This is a genomic window from Nonomuraea sp. NPDC005650 (assembly GCF_040605375.1).
In the GTDB taxonomy this organism is placed as follows: domain Bacteria; phylum Actinomycetota; class Actinomycetes; order Streptosporangiales; family Streptosporangiaceae; genus Nonomuraea.
Map to the genome: position 1 here is coordinate 110,303 of NZ_JBEXCR010000016.1, position 17,703 is coordinate 128,005.

At 72.2% G+C, this 17,703-nt stretch carries 17 protein-coding genes; 13 read left to right on the top strand and 4 right to left on the bottom strand.

Annotation, left to right across the window (positions count from 1 at the left end; genetic code table 11):
- Window positions 1-6: 6 nt before the first annotated feature.
- The 7 genes from ABZS69_RS27395 (at window position 7) to ABZS69_RS27425 (ending at window position 7,262) form a co-directional block, all read left to right on the top strand.
- Window positions 7-981, top strand: a complete 975-nt coding sequence (locus tag ABZS69_RS27395) for a WYL domain-containing protein (RefSeq protein WP_355377533.1) — start codon at window positions 7-9, stop codon at window positions 979-981.
- 46 nt (window positions 982-1,027) lie between these two features.
- Window positions 1,028-1,993 (top strand): WYL domain-containing protein, encoded by a 966-nt coding sequence (locus ABZS69_RS27400; protein WP_192785549.1) that lies wholly within the window; start codon window positions 1,028-1,030, stop codon window positions 1,991-1,993.
- Window positions 1,990-2,190: a hypothetical protein gene (locus ABZS69_RS27405; RefSeq protein WP_355377535.1), complete on the top strand. Its 201-nt coding sequence runs from the start codon at window positions 1,990-1,992 to the stop codon at window positions 2,188-2,190. The genes ABZS69_RS27400 and ABZS69_RS27405 overlap by 4 nt, the downstream gene beginning before the upstream one ends.
- A gap of 29 nt (window positions 2,191-2,219) precedes the next feature.
- The gene (gene tatA, locus ABZS69_RS27410; RefSeq protein WP_355377536.1) at window positions 2,220-2,570 is read left to right on the top strand and encodes a Sec-independent protein translocase subunit TatA; all 351 of its coding nucleotides are present in this window, start codon (window positions 2,220-2,222) and stop codon (window positions 2,568-2,570) included.
- Between the two features lie 31 nt (window positions 2,571-2,601).
- Window positions 2,602-3,501, top strand: coding sequence for a twin-arginine translocase subunit TatC (gene tatC / locus ABZS69_RS27415; RefSeq protein WP_355377538.1), 900 nt, complete (start codon window positions 2,602-2,604; stop codon window positions 3,499-3,501).
- 16 nt (window positions 3,502-3,517) lie between these two features.
- On the top strand, window positions 3,518-4,423 hold the full coding sequence (locus tag ABZS69_RS27420) for a YegS/Rv2252/BmrU family lipid kinase (RefSeq protein WP_355377540.1): 906 nt from the start codon (window positions 3,518-3,520) through the stop codon (window positions 4,421-4,423).
- 115 nt (window positions 4,424-4,538) lie between these two features.
- Window positions 4,539-7,262 (top strand): DEAD/DEAH box helicase, encoded by a 2,724-nt coding sequence (locus tag ABZS69_RS27425; protein ID WP_355377542.1) that lies wholly within the window; start codon window positions 4,539-4,541, stop codon window positions 7,260-7,262.
- A 49-nt stretch (window positions 7,263-7,311) separates the two neighbouring features.
- On the opposite strand, the gene ABZS69_RS27430 is transcribed toward ABZS69_RS27425, so the two are convergent.
- Complete coding sequence (locus tag ABZS69_RS27430) at window positions 7,312-7,497, bottom strand: hypothetical protein (protein WP_355377544.1); 186 nt, start codon at window positions 7,495-7,497, stop codon at window positions 7,312-7,314.
- Between the two features lie 516 nt (window positions 7,498-8,013).
- Here ABZS69_RS27430 and ABZS69_RS27435 point away from each other — a divergent pair.
- The 3 genes from ABZS69_RS27435 (at window position 8,014) to ABZS69_RS27445 (ending at window position 10,979) form a co-directional block, all read left to right on the top strand.
- Entirely contained in the window at window positions 8,014-9,717 is a 1,704-nt protein-coding gene (locus ABZS69_RS27435; RefSeq protein ID WP_355377546.1) for an ABC transporter ATP-binding protein, read from the top strand.
- Between the two features lie 323 nt (window positions 9,718-10,040).
- The gene (locus ABZS69_RS27440) at window positions 10,041-10,610 is read left to right on the top strand and encodes a helix-turn-helix domain-containing protein (protein ID WP_355377548.1); all 570 of its coding nucleotides are present in this window, start codon (window positions 10,041-10,043) and stop codon (window positions 10,608-10,610) included.
- 198 nt (window positions 10,611-10,808) lie between these two features.
- Complete coding sequence (locus ABZS69_RS27445; RefSeq protein ID WP_355377550.1) at window positions 10,809-10,979, top strand: hypothetical protein; 171 nt, start codon at window positions 10,809-10,811, stop codon at window positions 10,977-10,979.
- Window positions 10,980-11,038: 59 nt separating this feature from the next.
- On the opposite strand, the gene ABZS69_RS27450 is transcribed toward ABZS69_RS27445, so the two are convergent.
- The 3 genes from ABZS69_RS27450 to ABZS69_RS27460 form a co-directional block, all read right to left on the bottom strand.
- Complete coding sequence (locus ABZS69_RS27450) at window positions 11,039-12,457, bottom strand: RNB domain-containing ribonuclease (RefSeq protein ID WP_355377551.1); 1,419 nt, start codon at window positions 12,455-12,457, stop codon at window positions 11,039-11,041.
- 27 nt (window positions 12,458-12,484) lie between these two features.
- Window positions 12,485-12,808: an STAS domain-containing protein gene (locus ABZS69_RS27455; protein ID WP_355377553.1), complete on the bottom strand. Its 324-nt coding sequence runs from the start codon at window positions 12,806-12,808 to the stop codon at window positions 12,485-12,487.
- Window positions 12,809-13,023: 215 nt separating this feature from the next.
- Window positions 13,024-13,608 (bottom strand): TetR family transcriptional regulator, encoded by a 585-nt coding sequence (locus ABZS69_RS27460; protein WP_355377555.1) that lies wholly within the window; start codon window positions 13,606-13,608, stop codon window positions 13,024-13,026.
- A gap of 229 nt (window positions 13,609-13,837) precedes the next feature.
- On the opposite strand from ABZS69_RS27460, the gene ABZS69_RS27465 reads away from it, so the two are divergent.
- The 3 genes from ABZS69_RS27465 to ABZS69_RS27475 all read left to right on the top strand — a co-directional run bounded on the left by ABZS69_RS27465 (window position 13,838) and on the right by ABZS69_RS27475 (window position 17,686).
- Window positions 13,838-14,545 (top strand): hypothetical protein, encoded by a 708-nt coding sequence (locus ABZS69_RS27465; protein WP_355377557.1) that lies wholly within the window; start codon window positions 13,838-13,840, stop codon window positions 14,543-14,545.
- A gap of 150 nt (window positions 14,546-14,695) precedes the next feature.
- Window positions 14,696-16,768 carry an alpha-galactosidase gene (locus tag ABZS69_RS27470; RefSeq protein WP_355377559.1) on the top strand — a complete coding sequence of 691 codons (2,073 nt, stop codon included), beginning with the start codon at window positions 14,696-14,698 and terminating at the stop codon, window positions 16,766-16,768.
- Window positions 16,769-16,867: 99 nt separating this feature from the next.
- On the top strand, window positions 16,868-17,686 hold the full coding sequence (locus ABZS69_RS27475; RefSeq protein ID WP_355377561.1) for a hypothetical protein: 819 nt from the start codon (window positions 16,868-16,870) through the stop codon (window positions 17,684-17,686).
- The last annotated feature ends 17 nt before the right edge of the window (window positions 17,687-17,703 follow it).

Sequence of the window (17,703 nt, forward strand, 5' to 3'; positions counted from 1 at the left end):
AGGCAGATGTCGCGCCGGAAGACCGAACGGTTGCTCAATCTCGTGATCTGCCTGCTCGCCACCCGGCGGCCGCTGTCGGCCGAGCAGATCCGCCAGGCCGTCCCCGGCTACGACCGCGATGGCGACGAGGCGTTCCAGCGCATGTTCGAGCGTGACAAGAACGAGTTGCGCGAGATCGGCATCCCCATCGACGTGGTGCGCGACCCCTGGGAGGACGAGCCGGGCTACCGGATCGAGCGCGAGTCGTACGAGCTGCCGGAGATCACCCTGGAGCCCGACGAGGCCGCCGTGCTCGGCCTGGCCGCGCAGGTGTGGCAGCGGGCCAGCCTGGCCGAGGCCGCCTCGGGGGCGCTGCTGAAGCTGCGCGCCGGCGGCGTGGCCACCGACCGGCCCGTGGGCGCGTCCATGGGCGGCGTCATGGGTGGCGGCGCGCTGGAGCTGCGCGTGGACACCCGGGACCCGGCCTTCCCCGCGCTGTGGGACGCCGTGCGCGACCGGCGCGTGGTGCGCTTCGACTACCGCAGCGCCGGCAGCGAGAGCGTGCGCGCCCGCACCGTGGAGCCGTGGGGCGTGGTCAGCCGCAACGGCCGCTGGTACGTGGCCGGGTTCGACCGCGACCGGCAGGCACCGCGCGTCTTCCGGCTCAGCCGCGTCACCGGGCAGGTCACCGTCATGGGCAGGCCCGGCGCGGTCGAGGTGCCCCAAGGGGTCGACCTGCGGGGTATGGTCGGCTTCCCGGACGACTCGACCGACGAGCGGGTGGCCGTCGTCCGCGTCCGCCAGGGGGCGTGCGAGGGGCTGCGGCAGCTCGCCGCGGCCGTGCGCGCGGGGGACGGCGGGTGGGACGAGGCCGATCTGCCCTTCACCGACCCCGAACGCCTGGCCGGCTGGATGGCCAGCCTCGGCGCCGACGTGGAGGTCGTCGAGCCGCCGGACGCCCGCGAGGCCGTCATCCGCCGACTGAAGGGGGCAATGGCATGACAGGGGTGACCACCGGGTCGACCACCGGACCCGGCGAGGAGCTGCGATGAGCGGGTCGGCCGACCGGCTGCCCAGGCTGCTGGCGCTGGTGCCGTACCTGATGTCCCACCCGGGGGCGCAGGTCGACGAGGTGGCCGCGGTGTTCGGGCTGAGCGAGAAGCAGCTCATCGACGACCTGCAGCTCGTGTGGATGTGCGGGCTGCCCGGCCACACCCCCGGCGACCTCATCGACGTCTCCTGGGACGGCGGCGAGATCATCATCGACAACGCCGAGACCATCGCCAGGCCGCTGCGGCTGGGCATCGACGAGGCCAGCGCGCTGCTGGTCGCCCTGCGGATGCTGGCCGCGACCCCCGAGCTGGCCGAAGTGCCCGGCGACGCGCTGCCCCGCGTGACGGCCAAGCTGGAGCGGGCCGCCGGCGAGGGCGCCGCCACCCTCAGCAGCCAGCTCGCGGTCGACGTGGACGCCGCCCCCGACGCGCTGCCGCGCGTGCGCGAGGGGCTCACCAGGGGCCGCCGCCTGTCGCTGCGCTACTACGTGCCCGGGCGCGACGAGGTGACCCCGCGCGAGGTCGATCCCACGCGGGTCGTGGTCGTCGACGGCCGCACCTACCTGGAGGGCTGGTGCTACCGGGCCGAGGCGATGCGGCTGTTCAGGCTCGACCGGATGCTCGGCGTGGAGGTGCTCGACGTGCCCGCCGACCCGCCGGCGGAGGCCGAGCCCATCGATGTCACCCGGGGCGTCTTCCGGCCCTCGCCCACCGACGAGCTGGTGGAGCTGGAGCTCAGCGCGGCCGGGCGGTGGGTGGCCGAGTACTACCCGTGCGAGCAGGTCACCGAGCTGGGCGAGGGGCGGCTGCGGGTGGCGCTGCGGGCCCGCGACGAGGACTGGATACTCAAGCTGGCGCTGCGCCTGGGCGACACCGGCCGGGTCGTCTCACCCCCTGAGATGGCCGAGACCGTCCGCCAGGAGGCCGAGCGGGCCCTGGCCCTGTACGCTCACCAGTCATGACGTGGATCTACGTGGCGGGCGGGCTGTGCGTGGCGGGGCTCGTCGTGGTCGGGGTCGCAGGTGCCCGCGTCGTCGTGGCGGCACGTAATCTGAAGAGGGAAATCGCCGAGGCGACGGCCCAGCTGGAGCCGAGGCGGGTCAGATTGACAGGCCGGGGGGATGAGACCATGCCCCAGGCAGCGTACGATCGTGGCTGAAACAGGCACTCGCTAGAAAAGGGCGTTTCATGTCGAATCTCGGAGTCCCCGAACTCCTGATCATCGCGCTGGTGCTCGTCCTGCTGTTCGGTGCGAAGAAGCTGCCCGAGATGGCCCGCGGCGTCGGCCGGTCTCTGCGCATCTTCAAGTCCGAGACGGCCAAGCTCCGTGAGGAGGACGAGGACACCCACACGGTGCAGGCCCAGGCGCAGGCCCCGGCTCAGCCGCAGCCCCAGCCCCAGCCCCAGCCGGTGCAGCCCCAGCCGATCCAGGCCGCCCCCGCCCCCACGCTCTCGGTGGAGGAGCAGGCCAGGCAGCTTGAGGAGCAGGCCGCCAGGCTGCGTGCCAGCGCCGCCCCCCAGGCTGACAAGCGCGTCTGATCCCATCCCTCCTCGTCACCTGGACTGCTAGATGGCGCTGCTCAAACGGTCGAGCCAGCCCGCACCTGACTCCGAGGGCCGCATGCCCCTCATGGAGCACCTGCGCGAGCTGCGCAACAGGTTGCTCATCGCGGCCGTCGCCGTCGTCGTGGGCATCATCATCGGGTGGATCTTCTTCGATCCGGTCTGGGCGTTCATCAAGGAGCCCTTCTGCGAGACGCCGCAGGCCCAGCAGCTGCGTGTCGGCGAGTGCACGCTGACCTACGGCGGCATCTTCCAGTCGTTCTTCCTGACGTTGAAGGTCTCGGCGATGGTGGGCATCGTCGTGGCCTCGCCCGTCTGGCTCTACCAGGTCTGGGCCTTCGTCACCCCGGCCCTCTACCGCAACGAGAAGCGCTACTCGATCGCCTTCCTCGGGCTGGCGATCCCGCTGTTCGTGGTCGGCGCGATGCTGGCGTACATCATCATGGACACCAGCCTGGCCATCCTGCTCGGGTTCGCGCCGAGCGACACCGTGGCCATCATCCAGATCGATGAGTACGTCAACTACGTGCTGATCATGGTGGTGATCTTCGGCATCTCGTTCGAGCTGCCGCTGCTGCTGGTGTTCCTCAACATCATCGGCGTGCTCCCCCACGCCACGGTCAAGAAGCACCGCCGCTGGGTGGTCTTCGCCATGTTCGTCTTCGGCGCGGTCATCACGCCCGGCGGCGACCCGCTGACGATGATGGCGCTGGCCGCGCCCATGGTCGTGCTGTACTTCCTGGCCGAGTTCTTCATGTACGTGCGCGAGAAGCGCATGCCCGCCACCGAGGACTTCTCCCACCTCGACGACGACGAGGCCTCCCCGCTGGTGGAGGACTCCACCGCGCTCGACACCACGTCGGCCGACGACGAACGGCCCGGGGAGGATTCCGGTTCCACGCGATAGGCGATAAATTCCGGGCGTGTCCCCTCAACTCGCCCTGCTGGTCAACCCCGCCGCCCGCGGCGGCCGTACGCTGCGCCTGATCGAGCCCGTGGCGCGCCGGCTGCGCGCGGGCGGGGCCGAGCTGTCGGTGATCGTCGGCGACGACGCCACCGACGCCCTTGAGCGTGCCTGCGCGGCCGTGGCCGAGCGCCCCGACGCGCTCGTGGCCTTCGGCGGTGATGGGCTGGTCCACCTGGCCGTGCAGGCCGTGGCCGGCACCGACGTGCCGCTCGGCATCATCCCCGCGGGCACCGGCAACGACTTCGCGGCCGCGCTCGGCGTGCCGCTGGGCGACCCCATGGCGGCGGCCCGCGCCGTGCTGCGCATGAAGTCGCGCCTCGTGGACGTCGCCCGGGTTCGGGCCGGGCAGGCGGACGAGCTGTTCGCCGGGGTGATGTGCTGCGGGTTCGACTCGCGGGTCAACGAGCGGGCCAACCGGATGACGTGGCCGCCCGGGATGGCGCGCTACCTGGTGGCGACGGTGGAGGAACTGCGCTCCTTCCGGCCGATCCCGTTCCGGGTGACCCTCGACGAGGAGGAGGTCGTCGAACGCGAGGCCATGCTGGTCGCGGTGGCCAACACGCGCTCGTACGGGGCGGGGATGCGGGTGTGCCCCGACGCGCGGCCCGACGACGGGCTGCTGGACGTGATGATGCTGGAGGCGGTGTCCAAGGCCGAGTTCCTGCGGGTGTTCCCGAGGGTGTACCGGGGGACGCACGTGGGGCATCGGGCGGTGTCGGTGCGGCGGGTGCGCAGCGTGCGGCTGGAGGTCATGCCGGGGGACACGGACACGGGCGCGGTCGCCTACGCCGACGGCGAACGCGTGGGCCCGGCCCCGGTCCACTGCGAGGTTCGCCCCGGGGCGTTGCGGGTCATCGTTTGAAATCTACATTGTAAAGGCGCCCGGCCGGGGCTCGTCTGCGGGGGACGGGGGCCCGGAGGGGCGGCCGGAGTACGGGGGGACTGACCGGAAAGGCGATTTCGGTAGGCTGGCGGGTATGACAACGCCAGCGGAACGCTACGCTGCCTTCCGTCAGAGACATGGGGACGACGGGGGCGCGCTGAGATCGTTCCGAGGTCTCTACGACTTCGAGCTGGACGACTTCCAGCTAGACGCCTGCCGCGCCCTGGAGGCCGGCGACGGCGTCCTGGTGGCGGCGCCGACGGGGTCGGGCAAGACGGTCGTGGGCGAGTTCGCCGTCCACCTGGCCTTGGAACAGGGCCAGAAGTGCTTCTACACCACCCCCATCAAGGCACTGTCCAACCAGAAGTACAACGACCTGGTCAAGCGCTACGGCACCGCCAAGGTCGGCCTGCTCACGGGCGACAACAGCGTCAACGGCGAGGCCCCCATCGTCGTCATGACCACCGAGGTGCTGCGCAACATGCTCTACGCCGGGTCGGCGACCCTGGCGGGGCTCGGGTTCGTGGTCATGGACGAGGTCCACTACCTCGCCGACCGGTTCCGCGGCGCGGTCTGGGAAGAGGTGATCATCCACCTGCCGGAGTCGGTGCGGCTGGTCGCGCTGTCGGCGACGGTGAGCAACGCCGAGGAGTTCGGCGAGTGGATGGGCGAGGTGCGCGGCGACACCACGGTGATCGTGGACGAGCACCGTCCGGTGCCGCTGTGGCAGCACATGATGGTCGGCAACCTCCTCTACGACATGTTCGTGAACGACGACCTGACCCTGCGCGTCAACCCCACGCTGATGCGGGTGACGCGCGACGCCGAGCGGCTGACGGCGGGGCGGGGCCGGCGCGGCTACGGCAGGCCGCAGCGTTCGCGCCCGCCGGACCGGGTGCAGGTGATCGAGAAGCTCGACGCCGAGGGGCTGCTGCCGGCGATCACGTTCATCTTCTCGCGCGCCGGGTGCGCGGCCGCCGTCCAGCAGTGCTTGTACGCCGGGATCCGGCTGACCACCGACCGCGAGCGGCACGAGATCAGGCAGCTCGTGGACGAGCGCACGGCGCATCTGCCGGACGAGGACCTGGCCGTCCTGGGCTACCTGGAGTGGCGTGACTGCCTGGAGCGCGGGCTGGCCTCCCATCACGCGGGCATGCTGCCGGCGTTCAAGGAGGTCGTGGAGGAGCTGTTCACGCGCGGGCTGGTCAAGGCCGTGTTCGCGACGGAGACGCTCGCCCTGGGCATTAACATGCCGGCCCGCAGCGTGGTGATCGAGAAGCTCGACAAGTGGAACGGCGAGACCCACGCCGACCTGACGCCGGGCGAGTACACCCAGCTCACCGGGCGGGCGGGGCGGCGCGGCATCGACGTCGAGGGCCATGCAGTGGTGCTGTGGCAGCAGGGCATGGATCCGCTGTCGGTGGCGGGTCTGGCCGGTACGCGCACGTACCCGCTGCGTTCGAGCTTCCAGCCGTCGTACAACATGGCGGTCAACCTCGTCGGTCAGTTCGGCAGGGAACGGGCCAGGACGCTGCTTGAGGAGTCGTTCGCGCAGTTCCAGGCCGACCGGGCGGTCGTCGGGCTGGCCAAGCAGCTGCGCAAGCACGAGGAGGCGCTGGAGGGCTACCAGGAGGCCATGACGTGTCACCTGGGAGACTTCCCCGAATACGCGGAGCTACGCCGTCGGCTCTCCGATCGTGAGGCGGACCTGGCCAGGCAGCGCGGCGCCGCGCGCCGGGCGGCCGCCGTGCGGTCGTTGGAGGCGCTGGAGCCGGGCGACGTCATCCGGGTGCCGGGCGGGCGCCGGGCGGGGCTGGCGATCGTGCTCGATCCCGGCCGCAACCCGCGCGGTCAGGGGCCGAGCCCGCTGGTGCTGACGATCGGCAAGCAGGTCAAGAAGCTCGACCCGGCGGACTTCCCCGTCCCGGTCGAGCCGCTGGAGAAGCTGCGCATCCCGAAGAACTTCAACGGCCGCTCGCCCAAGGAGCGCGCCAACCTGGTCTCCACGCTGCTGGCCAAGCTCGGCGACCGCGACCTGGGCAAGCCGGTGCGGGCGCGCGACCACGCGGTGGAGGACGACGAGATCAACGAGCTGCGCCGGCTCATCCGCCAGCATCCGTGCCACGGCTGCGACGAGCGTGAGGACCACGCCCGCTGGGCCGAGCGCTACCACAAGCTGCTGCGCGAGACCGAGGGGCTGCGCCGCCGGGTCGAGGGGCGCTCGCACGTCATCTCGCGGACGTTCGACCGCATCTGCTCGGTGCTGGAGCAGCTCGGCTACCTGGACGGCGAGGCCGTCACCGACGAGGGCCGCCGGCTGGGGCGCATCTACACCGAGCTCGACCTGCTGACCGCCGAGTCGCTGCGTCAGGGGCTGTGGGAGGAGCTCGACCCGGCCGAGCTGGCGGCGTGCGTGTCGGCGCTGGTGTTCGAGTCGCGGGCGCCCGACGACGCGCGCCGTCCGAAGGTGCCCGCCGGGCGGACGCAGCAGGCGCTGACGTCGATGATCCGGCTGTGGGGGGAGCTGGAGGGCATCGAGTCCGACCACCAGCTGTCCACGATCAGGGAGCCCGATCTGGGGTTCGCGTGGGCGGCGTTCCGGTGGACGAAGGGGCACAGCCTGGACGCCGTGCTCCGGGACGGTGTGAACGGCAACGAGCTGGCCGCCGGTGACTTCGTACGGTGGGTCAAGCAGCTGATGGACCTGCTGGGTCAGCTCGGGAACGCAGCCCCGCCGGGCAGCAAGATCAAGCAGACGGCGGGCAAGGCGGTCGACGCGATGCGTCGCGGCGTGGTGGCCTACTCCTCGCTCACCTGACCTTGCCCGGAGGTCCTGCCCGCCCTCTCCGGAGGGCGGGCTCGGGGCGCTAGGAGTCCTTGGCGAGCGCGCCGATCGTCAGGAGCAGGCCCGCGACGCCCACCACGGCGCCGGCGACGGTCAGGGCGGTGCCGTCGAGCACCAGGTGCAGCAGGCCGAAGTTGCTTCCGAAGAAGTGCTTGGCGATGAGGCTGCCGAAACCCTGGATCATGAGGATGACGCCGAAGAATGCCATGAGTCCATGATCCTGGCCGTAGACGTCGGATCCATCGGACGAAAGTATCGGGTCACCTACACCTTGGAACCGGTGCCGGGCGGCGTCCTTTGGCATTCCCGTTACCAGAGTTAGCGGTGCTGTTTATTTACGCTCGATTTAACGGGCGCGGGCAACGGCCTTTGTCGGCCGGTTTTGCTGGTCAAGTTCCTTTTAAAATGTCGATTTCTCGTGCTTTGTCCCATTTCGGGTGCTAACGTGCGATTTGTGCAAGTCAGCAAACGGGGGAGGAATCATGGCTGGCACTCAGCTCACCAGGATCGACTTCCAGCAGGGTTGCTGCCGTCGTAGGCGCCGGCGTTGTGGGTGGCGCGGTTGGCGCTGCCGCTCACGCCGCTGGTGGTGGGGGTGGTAAATCGCTCCCGTGAGAGCCGGTGGCCTGGCCGCCGGCTCTCATTGACTGTCTCCGGCCGAGAACTCGCTCCGGCGATTTCCATTCGCCGCACCTTTCGCGAGTTCTGGCCGGACACCCGCGGGTTGCGCCGACTATTCGCGGCCGGCGTCGTGTTCGCCGTCGTGGCCGCGCTGTGCGAGGTCGCCGCGATCCGCCTGTTCGGCCACATCACCGACGAGGTGCTGACCACCCGACGGCTGGGCGAGTTCTGGGTTCCGGCCTTCACCTGGCTGGGGCTCGCCGCGGTCGCCGGGGTGACGTCCTTCGCGGCGACGTACGTCACCGCGCTGGGCGCCGAACGGTTCCTGCTGGCCCTGCGCGACCGCGTCTACGAGCACCTGCAGACGCTCGCGCCGGACTTCTCGGAGAACCGGCGCCTCGGCGACCTGATGGCACGGCTGACCGACGACATCGAGGCCATCGAGGAGCTCGTGGGGTCAGGGGTGGTCAAGGCGCTCACCACGGCCGCCAGCGTGGTGTTCTTCGCCGGGGCGGCCTTCTTCATCCGCTGGGACCTCGCCCTCGTCACGATGGCGCTGATCCCGCTGTTCCTGGTGGTGTCCAAAGTGTTCGCGGGCAGGTTCAGGACGGCCGCGGCCCGGGAGCGCTTCAGCAACGGCGCCATGAACAGCGTCCTGGAGGAGGGGCTGGCCAACCAGCCGCTCGTGCAGGCCTACAACCGGCAGGAGGCCGAGTCGGGCCGCCTGCACCGGGAGGGCGGCATGTGGCTGCGCGCCAACATGACGCAGGCCTGGCTGTCCGGCCTGTACGGGCCCACCGTCCAGGTCATCGAGACCGTCTGCCTGATCGTCGTCCTCGGGTTCGGCGCGTGGGAGATCGCCGCAGGCCGGCTGACCCTGGGCGGCCTGCTGGCCTTCGCCGCGTACCTGGCACTGCTGTATCCGGCGGTCCAGTCGCTGGGAGAGCTGGCGCTGACGGTGTCCGAGGCGGCGGCCGGGTCCGACCGGGTCATCGAGATCCTGCGGGTCAGGCCGGCCGTCACCGACGCGCGGGACGCCGTGCCCGCAGGGAGGAGCCGGGGCCTGGTCGAGTTCGACCGGGTCGGGTTCACCTACCCGCGGCGGGGGCGGCAGGTGCTGCAGGACGTGACGTTCACCGCCTCGCCCGGCAAGGTCGTCGTCCTCACCGGGCCCAGCGGCGTCGGCAAGTCCACGCTGGCCAAGCTGATGCTGCGGTTCTACGACCCGGAAGCGGGCCGCATCCTGCTGGACGGGACCGACATCCGGCGCCTGACCCGGCGGTCGCTGCGCGAGAACATCACGATCCTGCACCAGGAGACGCTGCTGTTCTCGGCGTCCGTACGCGACAACATCGCCTACGGCCGCCCCGACGCCTCGCTGGAGGAGATCGTCGAGGCGGCGGAGGCGGCGGGGGTGCACGACTTCGCCGAACTGCTGCCGCAGGGCTACGACACGCCGGTGGGGCAGCGGGGGCGGCTCCTGTCGGGCGGGCAGCGGCAGCGGATCGCCATCGCCAGGGCCATCCTGCGGGACGCGCCGGTGCTGGTGCTCGACGAGCCCATGACGGGGCTGGACGAGGCCACGGCCGCGCAGGTCATGAAGCCGCTGCTACGGCTCATGGCCGGGCGGACGACGCTCCTCATCACGCACGACCTGCGGCTCGTGCCGGAGGGGGCGCGCATCGTGGAGCTGTCGCCGGTGCGCAGGGAGGAGCGCATCCGCCTGAAGCGCTTCGCCCGCGCCCACCCGCGCCCGCTCACCCGCAGCCGGCCGTCCCTGACCGACCACGGCCCCACACCCCCCTGACCGGCCCCCCGAAACACCCGCCCTTCCGGGGCGGGTGTTTCGGTTTTGGGAGCTTCGGGGGCACTCGCAAGCGGAGGCGAAGCGGCCACCCGGCACGTGTGGCTGGTTGGCGGCCTCGGGGTGGCGGCTCTTCGAGGGGGCGGCGCTCATGGCGGTAGGCGGTCCTCATGGCGCGCCTCACGTGGATGCGGGACGGCCGCTCGGGCCCGCCCGCGGCGTGCCGCCCCTTCGTCTTCGCCTGCGTCGGTGCGAGGGGTGCGGGTGGGGAGGGGCGGTCGATAGAATCGGAGAGATCCCTCCGGTTGTTGAAGGCAGGTTCGTTCATGGGCGACGACCACAGCTCGGCCAGGCCGTTACGGGCCGACGCCCGGCGGAACCGGGAGCGGGTGCTGCAGATCGCGCAGGAGGCGCTGGCCAGCGACGGCCTGACGATCTCCTTCGACGAGATCGCGCGGCGGGCCGGGTTCGGGGTGGGCACCGTCTACCGGCACTTCCCGACCAAGGAGGCGCTGTTCGAGGCGGTGCTGCTGGGGCGGATCGAGCGGTTCGTGGCCGACGCCCGCGCGCTGGCGACGGCGGAGGATCCCGGGAAGGCGTTCTTCGGCTGGTTCGCCAGGGTGGTCGAGCAGGCGTCGGAGAACCAGGCGCTGTGCGACATGCTCGACAGCGGGGCCGGGATGAGGGCGTCGTTGCAGGACGATCTCGGCAGGGCGGTCGCCCGATTACTGGACCGGGCCCAGCGGGCCGGGGCGGCGCGCAGGGATCTGGCGGGGGAGGACGTGCTGGATCTGCTGCGGGGGGGCCTGGCGGCCGAGCGCAGGGCGCGGGCCAGGGCGGCGGCGGTACGGATGGCGGACGTGATCTGCGACGGGATGCGGGCGAAAGGGGCCTGAGGCCGCGACCGCGCGGGAGAGACTGGCCGGCCGGTCAATGTGGTGTCGTCATTCGTTCACGGAACGTCACCTTCGGGGCAGTTTTTCGGCCGATGTTGCTGGAAATCCCCATGTCAGAGACATCCTCGGACGCACTCGCCGAGGCCCGCCCCCTCGGATGCGCGGCGTCCGGCCGGCCCCGTTCGGAGGTAGCCACCTATGTTCGCCCTCGTCGCCGCACTGCTGTTCGTGATCGCCCTCGTCTTCGAGATCGCCGGCCTCGCGGTCGGCAGCGTGGTCACGGTCACCACGCTCGGCACCGCCGGGTTGCTCTGCGTCGCGCTCCACCTCATGGGTGTGGGCGCGGGGTGGAGCCTGCTCAAGAAGTGACGCCGGCGAGGGGCCGCGCGCGGAACATGCCGTGCGCGGCCCCTCCACGCGCCGGGCCGTCACGTGGCGAGGGTGAAGCGGACCTCACGGGTCGCCGGGTCCGCCTGCGCCAGGCGTACGGTGACCTGCTCCCCGAGAGGGAGGGCGCCGTCGCAGCGGGCGATCACGGCCGGGTCGACGAGCTGCACCTGCCCGCCCCCGCGGCGCTCGTCCACGTCGATCACCATCGCCTGGAACGCCTGCCCGATCCGCTCGCGCAGCAGGAACGCCTCCACCAGGTCCACGCACGCCCGCTCCACGGCCCCGGCGCGCCGTCCGGTCGAGCCCATGATGGCGGGCAGGGCCGCCAGGCCCGCGCGGATGTCGGACGGCACCGGCTCGCCCGCCGCGACCGCCAGGCACACCTCGGTCGCGTAGCGGTCGACCAGGCGCCGCAGGGGCGCCGTGACGTGCGCGTACGGCGCCGCCACCGCCGCGTGCTCGGCCAGCTTGGGCGGAGCGCCGTCGAAGGCCACGTAGCCCGCGCCGCGCAGCAGCACCTTGGACTCGTGCAGGAACGCCGCCTGCTGCGGGTTCTTGGGGTCCAGGTCGTGCACCACGGCGCCGTAGGCGGCCCCGTCGGGCCAGGGGACCTCCAGCGCCCGGGCCACCCGGCGGACCTTCGCCAGGTCGTCGGCGCGCGGCCGGGGCAGCACGCGCAGGATGCCGATCTCGGCGTCGAGCATCATCGAGGCCGCGGCCATGCCGGTCAGCAGGGAGATCTGCGCGTTCCACGCCTCGGCGGGCAGCGGCAGCCGGAACTCCAGCCGGTAGGCGCCGTCGCCGTCGGGGACCACCTCCTGCTCGGGGGTGGGCAGGGTGACGCCACCGCGCTCGCGTTCGAGGGCCAGCCGCAGGCGGCCGATCTCGGCCAGCAGCCCCAGGACGCCGTCGGCGGTGCCGGTGTCGACGGCCGCCTGCACATAGGCGTAGTCGAGGCGTTCGCGGCTGCGGACGAGCGCGCGCCGCACGTCGGCGCCGACCGTGCGGCCGTCGGCGTCGAGGTCGATGCGCCAGACCGCGGCAGGCCGCAGCGCGCCGGGCAGCAGGCTGGCCGCGTCCTCCGACAGGACCTTGGGGTGCAGGGGCACCTTGCCCGCGGGCAGGTAGACGGTCTCGCCTCTGGTGCGGGCCTCGGCGTCGATGGGGCCGCCCGGCCGGACGAACGCGCCGACGTCGGCGATCGCGTACCAGACGCGGTAGCCGGCACGCAGCCGTTCGAGGTGCACGGCCTGGTCGAGGTCCATCGAGCCGGGCGGGTCGATGGTGACGAACGGTACGTCGGACATGTCCTCGGCGTCGAGCCGCGGCACCCGCGCCACCCACGCGGCCTCGTCGAGCACGGCGCGGGGGAAGTCGTCGGGCAGGTCGAGCTCCCGCCTGACGCGTTCGAACCCGTCCTCCAGCTTCAGGGGTATCTGATCGGGAACCTGAATCACGCCTGACAACCTACAGGTGGCGGGTGTTCAGGTGAGGCGCCCCTCCAGGCCGGTGAGGCGCAGCAGCCGTCGCATGGACGGCGGGACGCCCGTGATGAGCAGCGGGGTCTGCTGGCGCTGGGCGGCGTTGTGGGCGAAGACGAGGATGCCGAGCCCGGCGGCGTCGATGAAGGTCAGCCGGCTCACCTCGATGACCAGCGCGACCTGCTTGCGCGGGGCGCTGTCCGCCTCCCGCAGCAGGTCGAGCAGGTGGCCGCGCAGCAGCTCGGTGGTGGCGATGTCGAGCTCGCCCGACACGCTGACGGTCAGGGTGCCGTTGCGGCGGACGGTGGTCAGGTGTAGTGGCTCCATGAATTGGCTCCGCGCTCTGTCAGGGCCGGGAACCTCCTGCCCATTGCGCGGGCCAGCCCTTGCGTTGGGCACCTGCTGCCATGATGGCGTCACTGAGAGCGACAGTGTTCGAGACCGAGTGTACAGGTCCGTTCCGAGGTGAACGGTGATGCGGGTGGAGAGGATTCATCCCCGGAGAAACAATTCCCGTTACCAGATGTAAGAACATCACACCGTCAGCGGGGTTCGAGCCCGAGCAGGATGAGGTCGCACAGGGCGGTGAAGTCGTCCTCGATGCCCGGCCGGCTCCATTCGGCGGCGTGGGCCGGGTTGTGGAAGCGGGTCGCGGCGTGGAAGACGGCCCTGGCCGCGGCGGCGGGGTCGGGGGCGGCGAACTCGCCCCGCGCGAGCCCGGCGTCCACGATCTGCCTGATCTGGCCGACCAGGTCGGCGATGTGCCGGTCGACGACCTGGCTGGACTCGCCCACGAGCTTGACGTACGTGGCGAACAGCTCGGGGTCGTCGAGCGCCCGCCTGCGCTTGGAGCGGAACAGCGCGCCCAGCCACTCGCGCAGCCGCGCGCCGGCCGGGGCGCCGGAGGCCAGTACGGTGGCCAGCTCGGCGTGCGACTCGTCGAGCCAGCGCTGGGTCACGGCCTCGCGCAGGGCCGTCTTGCTCGGGAAGTGCCGGTAGACGCTGCCGTGGCTGACGCCGAGCGCCCGCGCGACGTCGACGACCGTGGCCTTGGCCGGACCGTAGCGGCGCAGGACGTCCTCGGCCGCCGCGAGGATCTGGTCCGGTGTCAGGATGCCATCTGTCACCTATCCAATTCTGTCAGTCGCCGGGGTATACACGATCCCGCGGGTCAGCTGTCCTTATTTGCAGAAATTTGAGCATTCATCCGGCCGGAGCGCACTACGCTGCTACCGCTGTCAGTTACGAGCGGCAAGCATGCAACGAGCGGCAAGCATGCAACGAGCGGCAAGCATGCAACGAGCGGCAAGCATGCAACGAGCGGCAAGCATGCAACGAGGGAAAGCAAACAACATCGTGTGGATCGCAGTCGTGGCGCTGGCCGCCGTCGTCGTGGGGGCGGTGGTCTGGTGGTTCCGCCGTGACCCGGCCGGCCAGGCCGCCGGTGACGCCGGCAACAGGGTCGAGGCGGACACGGACCTCGGGATCCCGGCCGAGGCCGAGCCCGCGTTCATGGAGGGGCTGCGGGCCTGCCCGCTGCGGGTGAGCGGCACGCGGGGGGTGCTCACGACGTACGAGCCGCCCCGGCTGATCTCGCTGTACCTGCTCGCCGACGCCTTCGCGGCCAGGGGGAACGCCGCCCTGCACGACCCGGAGGGCACGGTCGTGGCCCTGATCGCGCAGCTGGCGGCCGTGGAGCGGCCGGGCGTGCTGCACCTGCGCGAGGACTGGCTGGACGGCGAGGTGGACGGCATGGACCGGGCCCGCTTCGCCGAGGCGGTGCGCGAGGCCGTGTCCGGCGAGTGCGCCTGGTCGGCCGACCCTGCCGTTGGAGCGTTGCAGATCGCCGTGCGCGAGGCCAACGCGATGATGCTCGACCTGGCCAGGGTGCTGGAGCTGTACCGGGAGGCCCGGGAGAAGCAGCCTGAGGCCACGGCGGGGGAGCTGCTGCGCGAGGTCATGCCGCGCCTGATCGCCGCCGGCGGGCCGGGGCTCACCTGGACGAAGCCGCCCACGCAAGAGGACCTGCGCGTCGTCCTCGGAGGCGCGCCCGAGCCCGCCTGACCGGCACGGCTGCGGCAGCGCCGCTCAGGACGGTGCCCGGGCCGGGCACGATCTCCTGCTCCCGCCGCGGAGGGGCCGCCCCATGATCAAGGTAAGTGTCCTGGTCCGGTAGGTTCGCGGCGTAACGCCGAGCTGAACGAGGAGCCTGACTTGTCACCCCTCATCCTTTCCGCCGCGGGGGCCGCCCTGGTGCTCGACGCCTCGGGCCCCGGCCTGCCGCGCGTGCGCCACTTCGGCGCCGACCTCGGGCCCGCGACCGGCGCCGACCTGACGCCCGCGCTGGCCTCCCTCACCCCCGCGCCGACGCTGCTGCCCGCCCAGGGAGACAGCTGGTACGGCCGGCCGGGCCTGTCGGGCGGCCGGGACGGCGAACACTGGCCGGTGCGCTGGACGCTGGACCGGCTCGACGTGGACGCGACGCCCGGGCAGGGCGGCACGGTCACCGTGGCCGCCTCCGACGCGCGCGCGGGCCTGGCGCTGGTCAGCGAGCTGGCCATGGACGCCGGCGGCCTGGTGACGATGCGGCACACGCTCACGAACACCGCCGCCGCCCCGTACCGGCTGGGCGGGCTGACCTGCGCGCTGCCGGTGCCGGCGCGCGCCGGCGAGCTGCTGGACTTCACCGGGCGGTGGGCGCTGGAGAAGGTGCCGCAGCGCACCGCGTTCGGGCAGGGCGTGTGGTCGCGGGAGAACCGGCGCGGCCGGACCGGGCACGACGGCACGGGGCTGCTGGTGGCCGGGACCGCGGGGTTCGGGTTCCGGGGCGGCGAGGTGTGGGCGGTGCACGCGGGCTGGAGCGGCAACCACCTCCACCACGCCGAGCGGCTGGCGGAGGGCCCGGCGCTGCTGGCGGCGGGCGAGCTGCTGGAGCCGGGCGAGATCGTGCTGGCCGAGGGGGCGAGCTACCGCACGCCGCTGGTGTACTTCACCTGGTCGCGCGACGGGCTGGACGAGGCGAGCGCCCGGCTGCACGACCACCTGCGCGCCGCCCGCCCGCTGGGGGTCCGCCCGGTCACGCTGAACAACTGGGAGGCCACCTACTTCGACCACGGCCTCGACCGGCTGCTGGAGCTGGCCGGCAAGGCCGCGGCGGCGGGGATCGAGCGGTTCGTGCTCGACGACGGCTGGTTCCGCCATCGCCGCCACGACCGGGCCGGGCTCGGCGACTGGTACGTCGACGAGGGCGTCTGGCCGCAGGGCCTGCACCCCCTCGCCGAGCACGTGCGCAAGCTCGGCATGCAGTTCGGGCTGTGGTTCGAGCCGGAGATGGTCAACCCGGACTCCGACCTGCTGCGCGCGCACCCCGACTGGGTCCTCGGGCAGGCCGAGCGGATGCCGCCGCCGCAGCGCAACCAGCAGGTGCTCGACCTGGCCCGGCCCGAGGCGTACGACTACCTGCTGGAGCGGCTGGACAGCCTGGTCGGCGAGTACGCCCTCGACTACATCAAGTGGGACCACAACCGCGACATCGCCGAGCCGGTGCACGACGGGGCGCCCGGGGTGCACGCGCAGACTCTGGCGGCGTACCGGCTGCTGGACGAGCTGCGCGCCCGCCACCCCGGGCTGGAGATCGAGTCGTGCTCGTCGGGCGGCGCCCGCATCGACTACGGCGTCCTGGCCCGCACCGACCGGGTGTGGACGTCCGACTGCAACGACGCGCTCGACCGGCAGGCGATCCAGCGCTGGACCGGGCTGCTCGTGCCGCCGGAGCGGATGGGCAGCCACGTGGGCGCCCCGCAGGACCACAGCACGGGCCGGTCGCTGCCGCTGGCCTTCCGGGCCGCGACCGCGCTGTTCGGGCACATGGGCGTGGAGTGGGACCTGACTTCGGCGAGCCAGGCCGAGCTGGACGAGCTGGCCGAGTGGATCGCCCTGCACAAGCGGCTGCGACCGGCGCTGCACGCCGGGCGGGTGGTGCGCGCCGACCACCCGGACCCGTCGGCGCTGCTGCACGGGGTGGTGCTGCCGGAGCGCGGGGTGTTCGCGTTCGTCCAGCTCACCTCCAGGGTCCCCATCGGGCCCGCGCCGCTGCGGCTGCCCGGGCTCGACCCCGCGGCGACGTACGAGGTGCGGGTCGCGGGCCCCAGGCCCCGCGGGGCCGGGCTGCCGGAGTGGACGTCGGGCCCGGTGCGGCTGAGCGGCGCGGTCCTGGGCGAGCTGGGGCTGCCCGCCCCCGTGCTGCGGGCCGAGTCGGCGCTGGTCTTCGAGGTCGAACGGGTGTAAGGGGCCCGTCATGAACGGGCCATGCGGTTAGGGCGGTTTAATGCCGTCGCAATCGCGCCGTTCGTGATCAGGAAACACGTCCCGCTGACACTTGGGTGCATGAGCGATGCACCCAAGGTTATGAACGGTACTCGGCGCTCCTGGCGGCGGGAGATCGTCGAGCTGGCCGCGCTGTTCCTCGCGGTCGGCCTGGCGCACCTGCTCGCGACCCTGCTCGGCCACCGCGAACCGGGCCCGGTCGTGCTGGTCGGGCTGGGGGTGGCGTTGATCGTCGGGGCGGCGGTGCACAAGCGGATGGGCAGCCGCCCCGCACGCAAGGTCCCCGCGCTTCCCGTGGAGGAGGGCGCGGGGTCGGCCATGGTGCTGTGGCGCATCCGCATACGGGTGGTGGAGCGGCCGGGGCGGCTCGCCGTGGTGGCGGGCGCGTTCGGGCGGCTGGGCTGCAACATCCTGGCGCTGCACATCGCGCCGACCGGCAGCAGCGCGATCACGCCCGCGGGGTGTGACGCGCTGGACGAGTTCGTCATCGAGGCGCCGCCGGGGCTGGCGCTGGAGGCGCTGGCCGGGGCGCTGGCCGAGGCGGGCGGGCACGACGTCGTGATCGTGCCCGCGCAGGTGAAGGACCTCACCGATCCCGGGGTGCAGGCCCTCGTGCTGGCGCAGCGGGTGAGCGCGGACCCCGATCGGCTGCCGGAGGCGATGGGGGAGCTGCTGCGGGTCTCGCAGGTGGAGTGGCGGCGGCCGGGTGACACCGTGGACGAGGGCGCCGAGCTCAACACCACGATGGTGATCTCCGTGAATCCGGACCGGGCGCTGCTGATCCGGCGGCCCGAGCTGCCGTTCACACCGACGGAGGCGGCCAGGGCGGCGGCTCTCACCGCCGCCGCCCGCCAGGCCCGCTACACCGGCTCCGGCTGACTTCGGGGCGCCGCGGC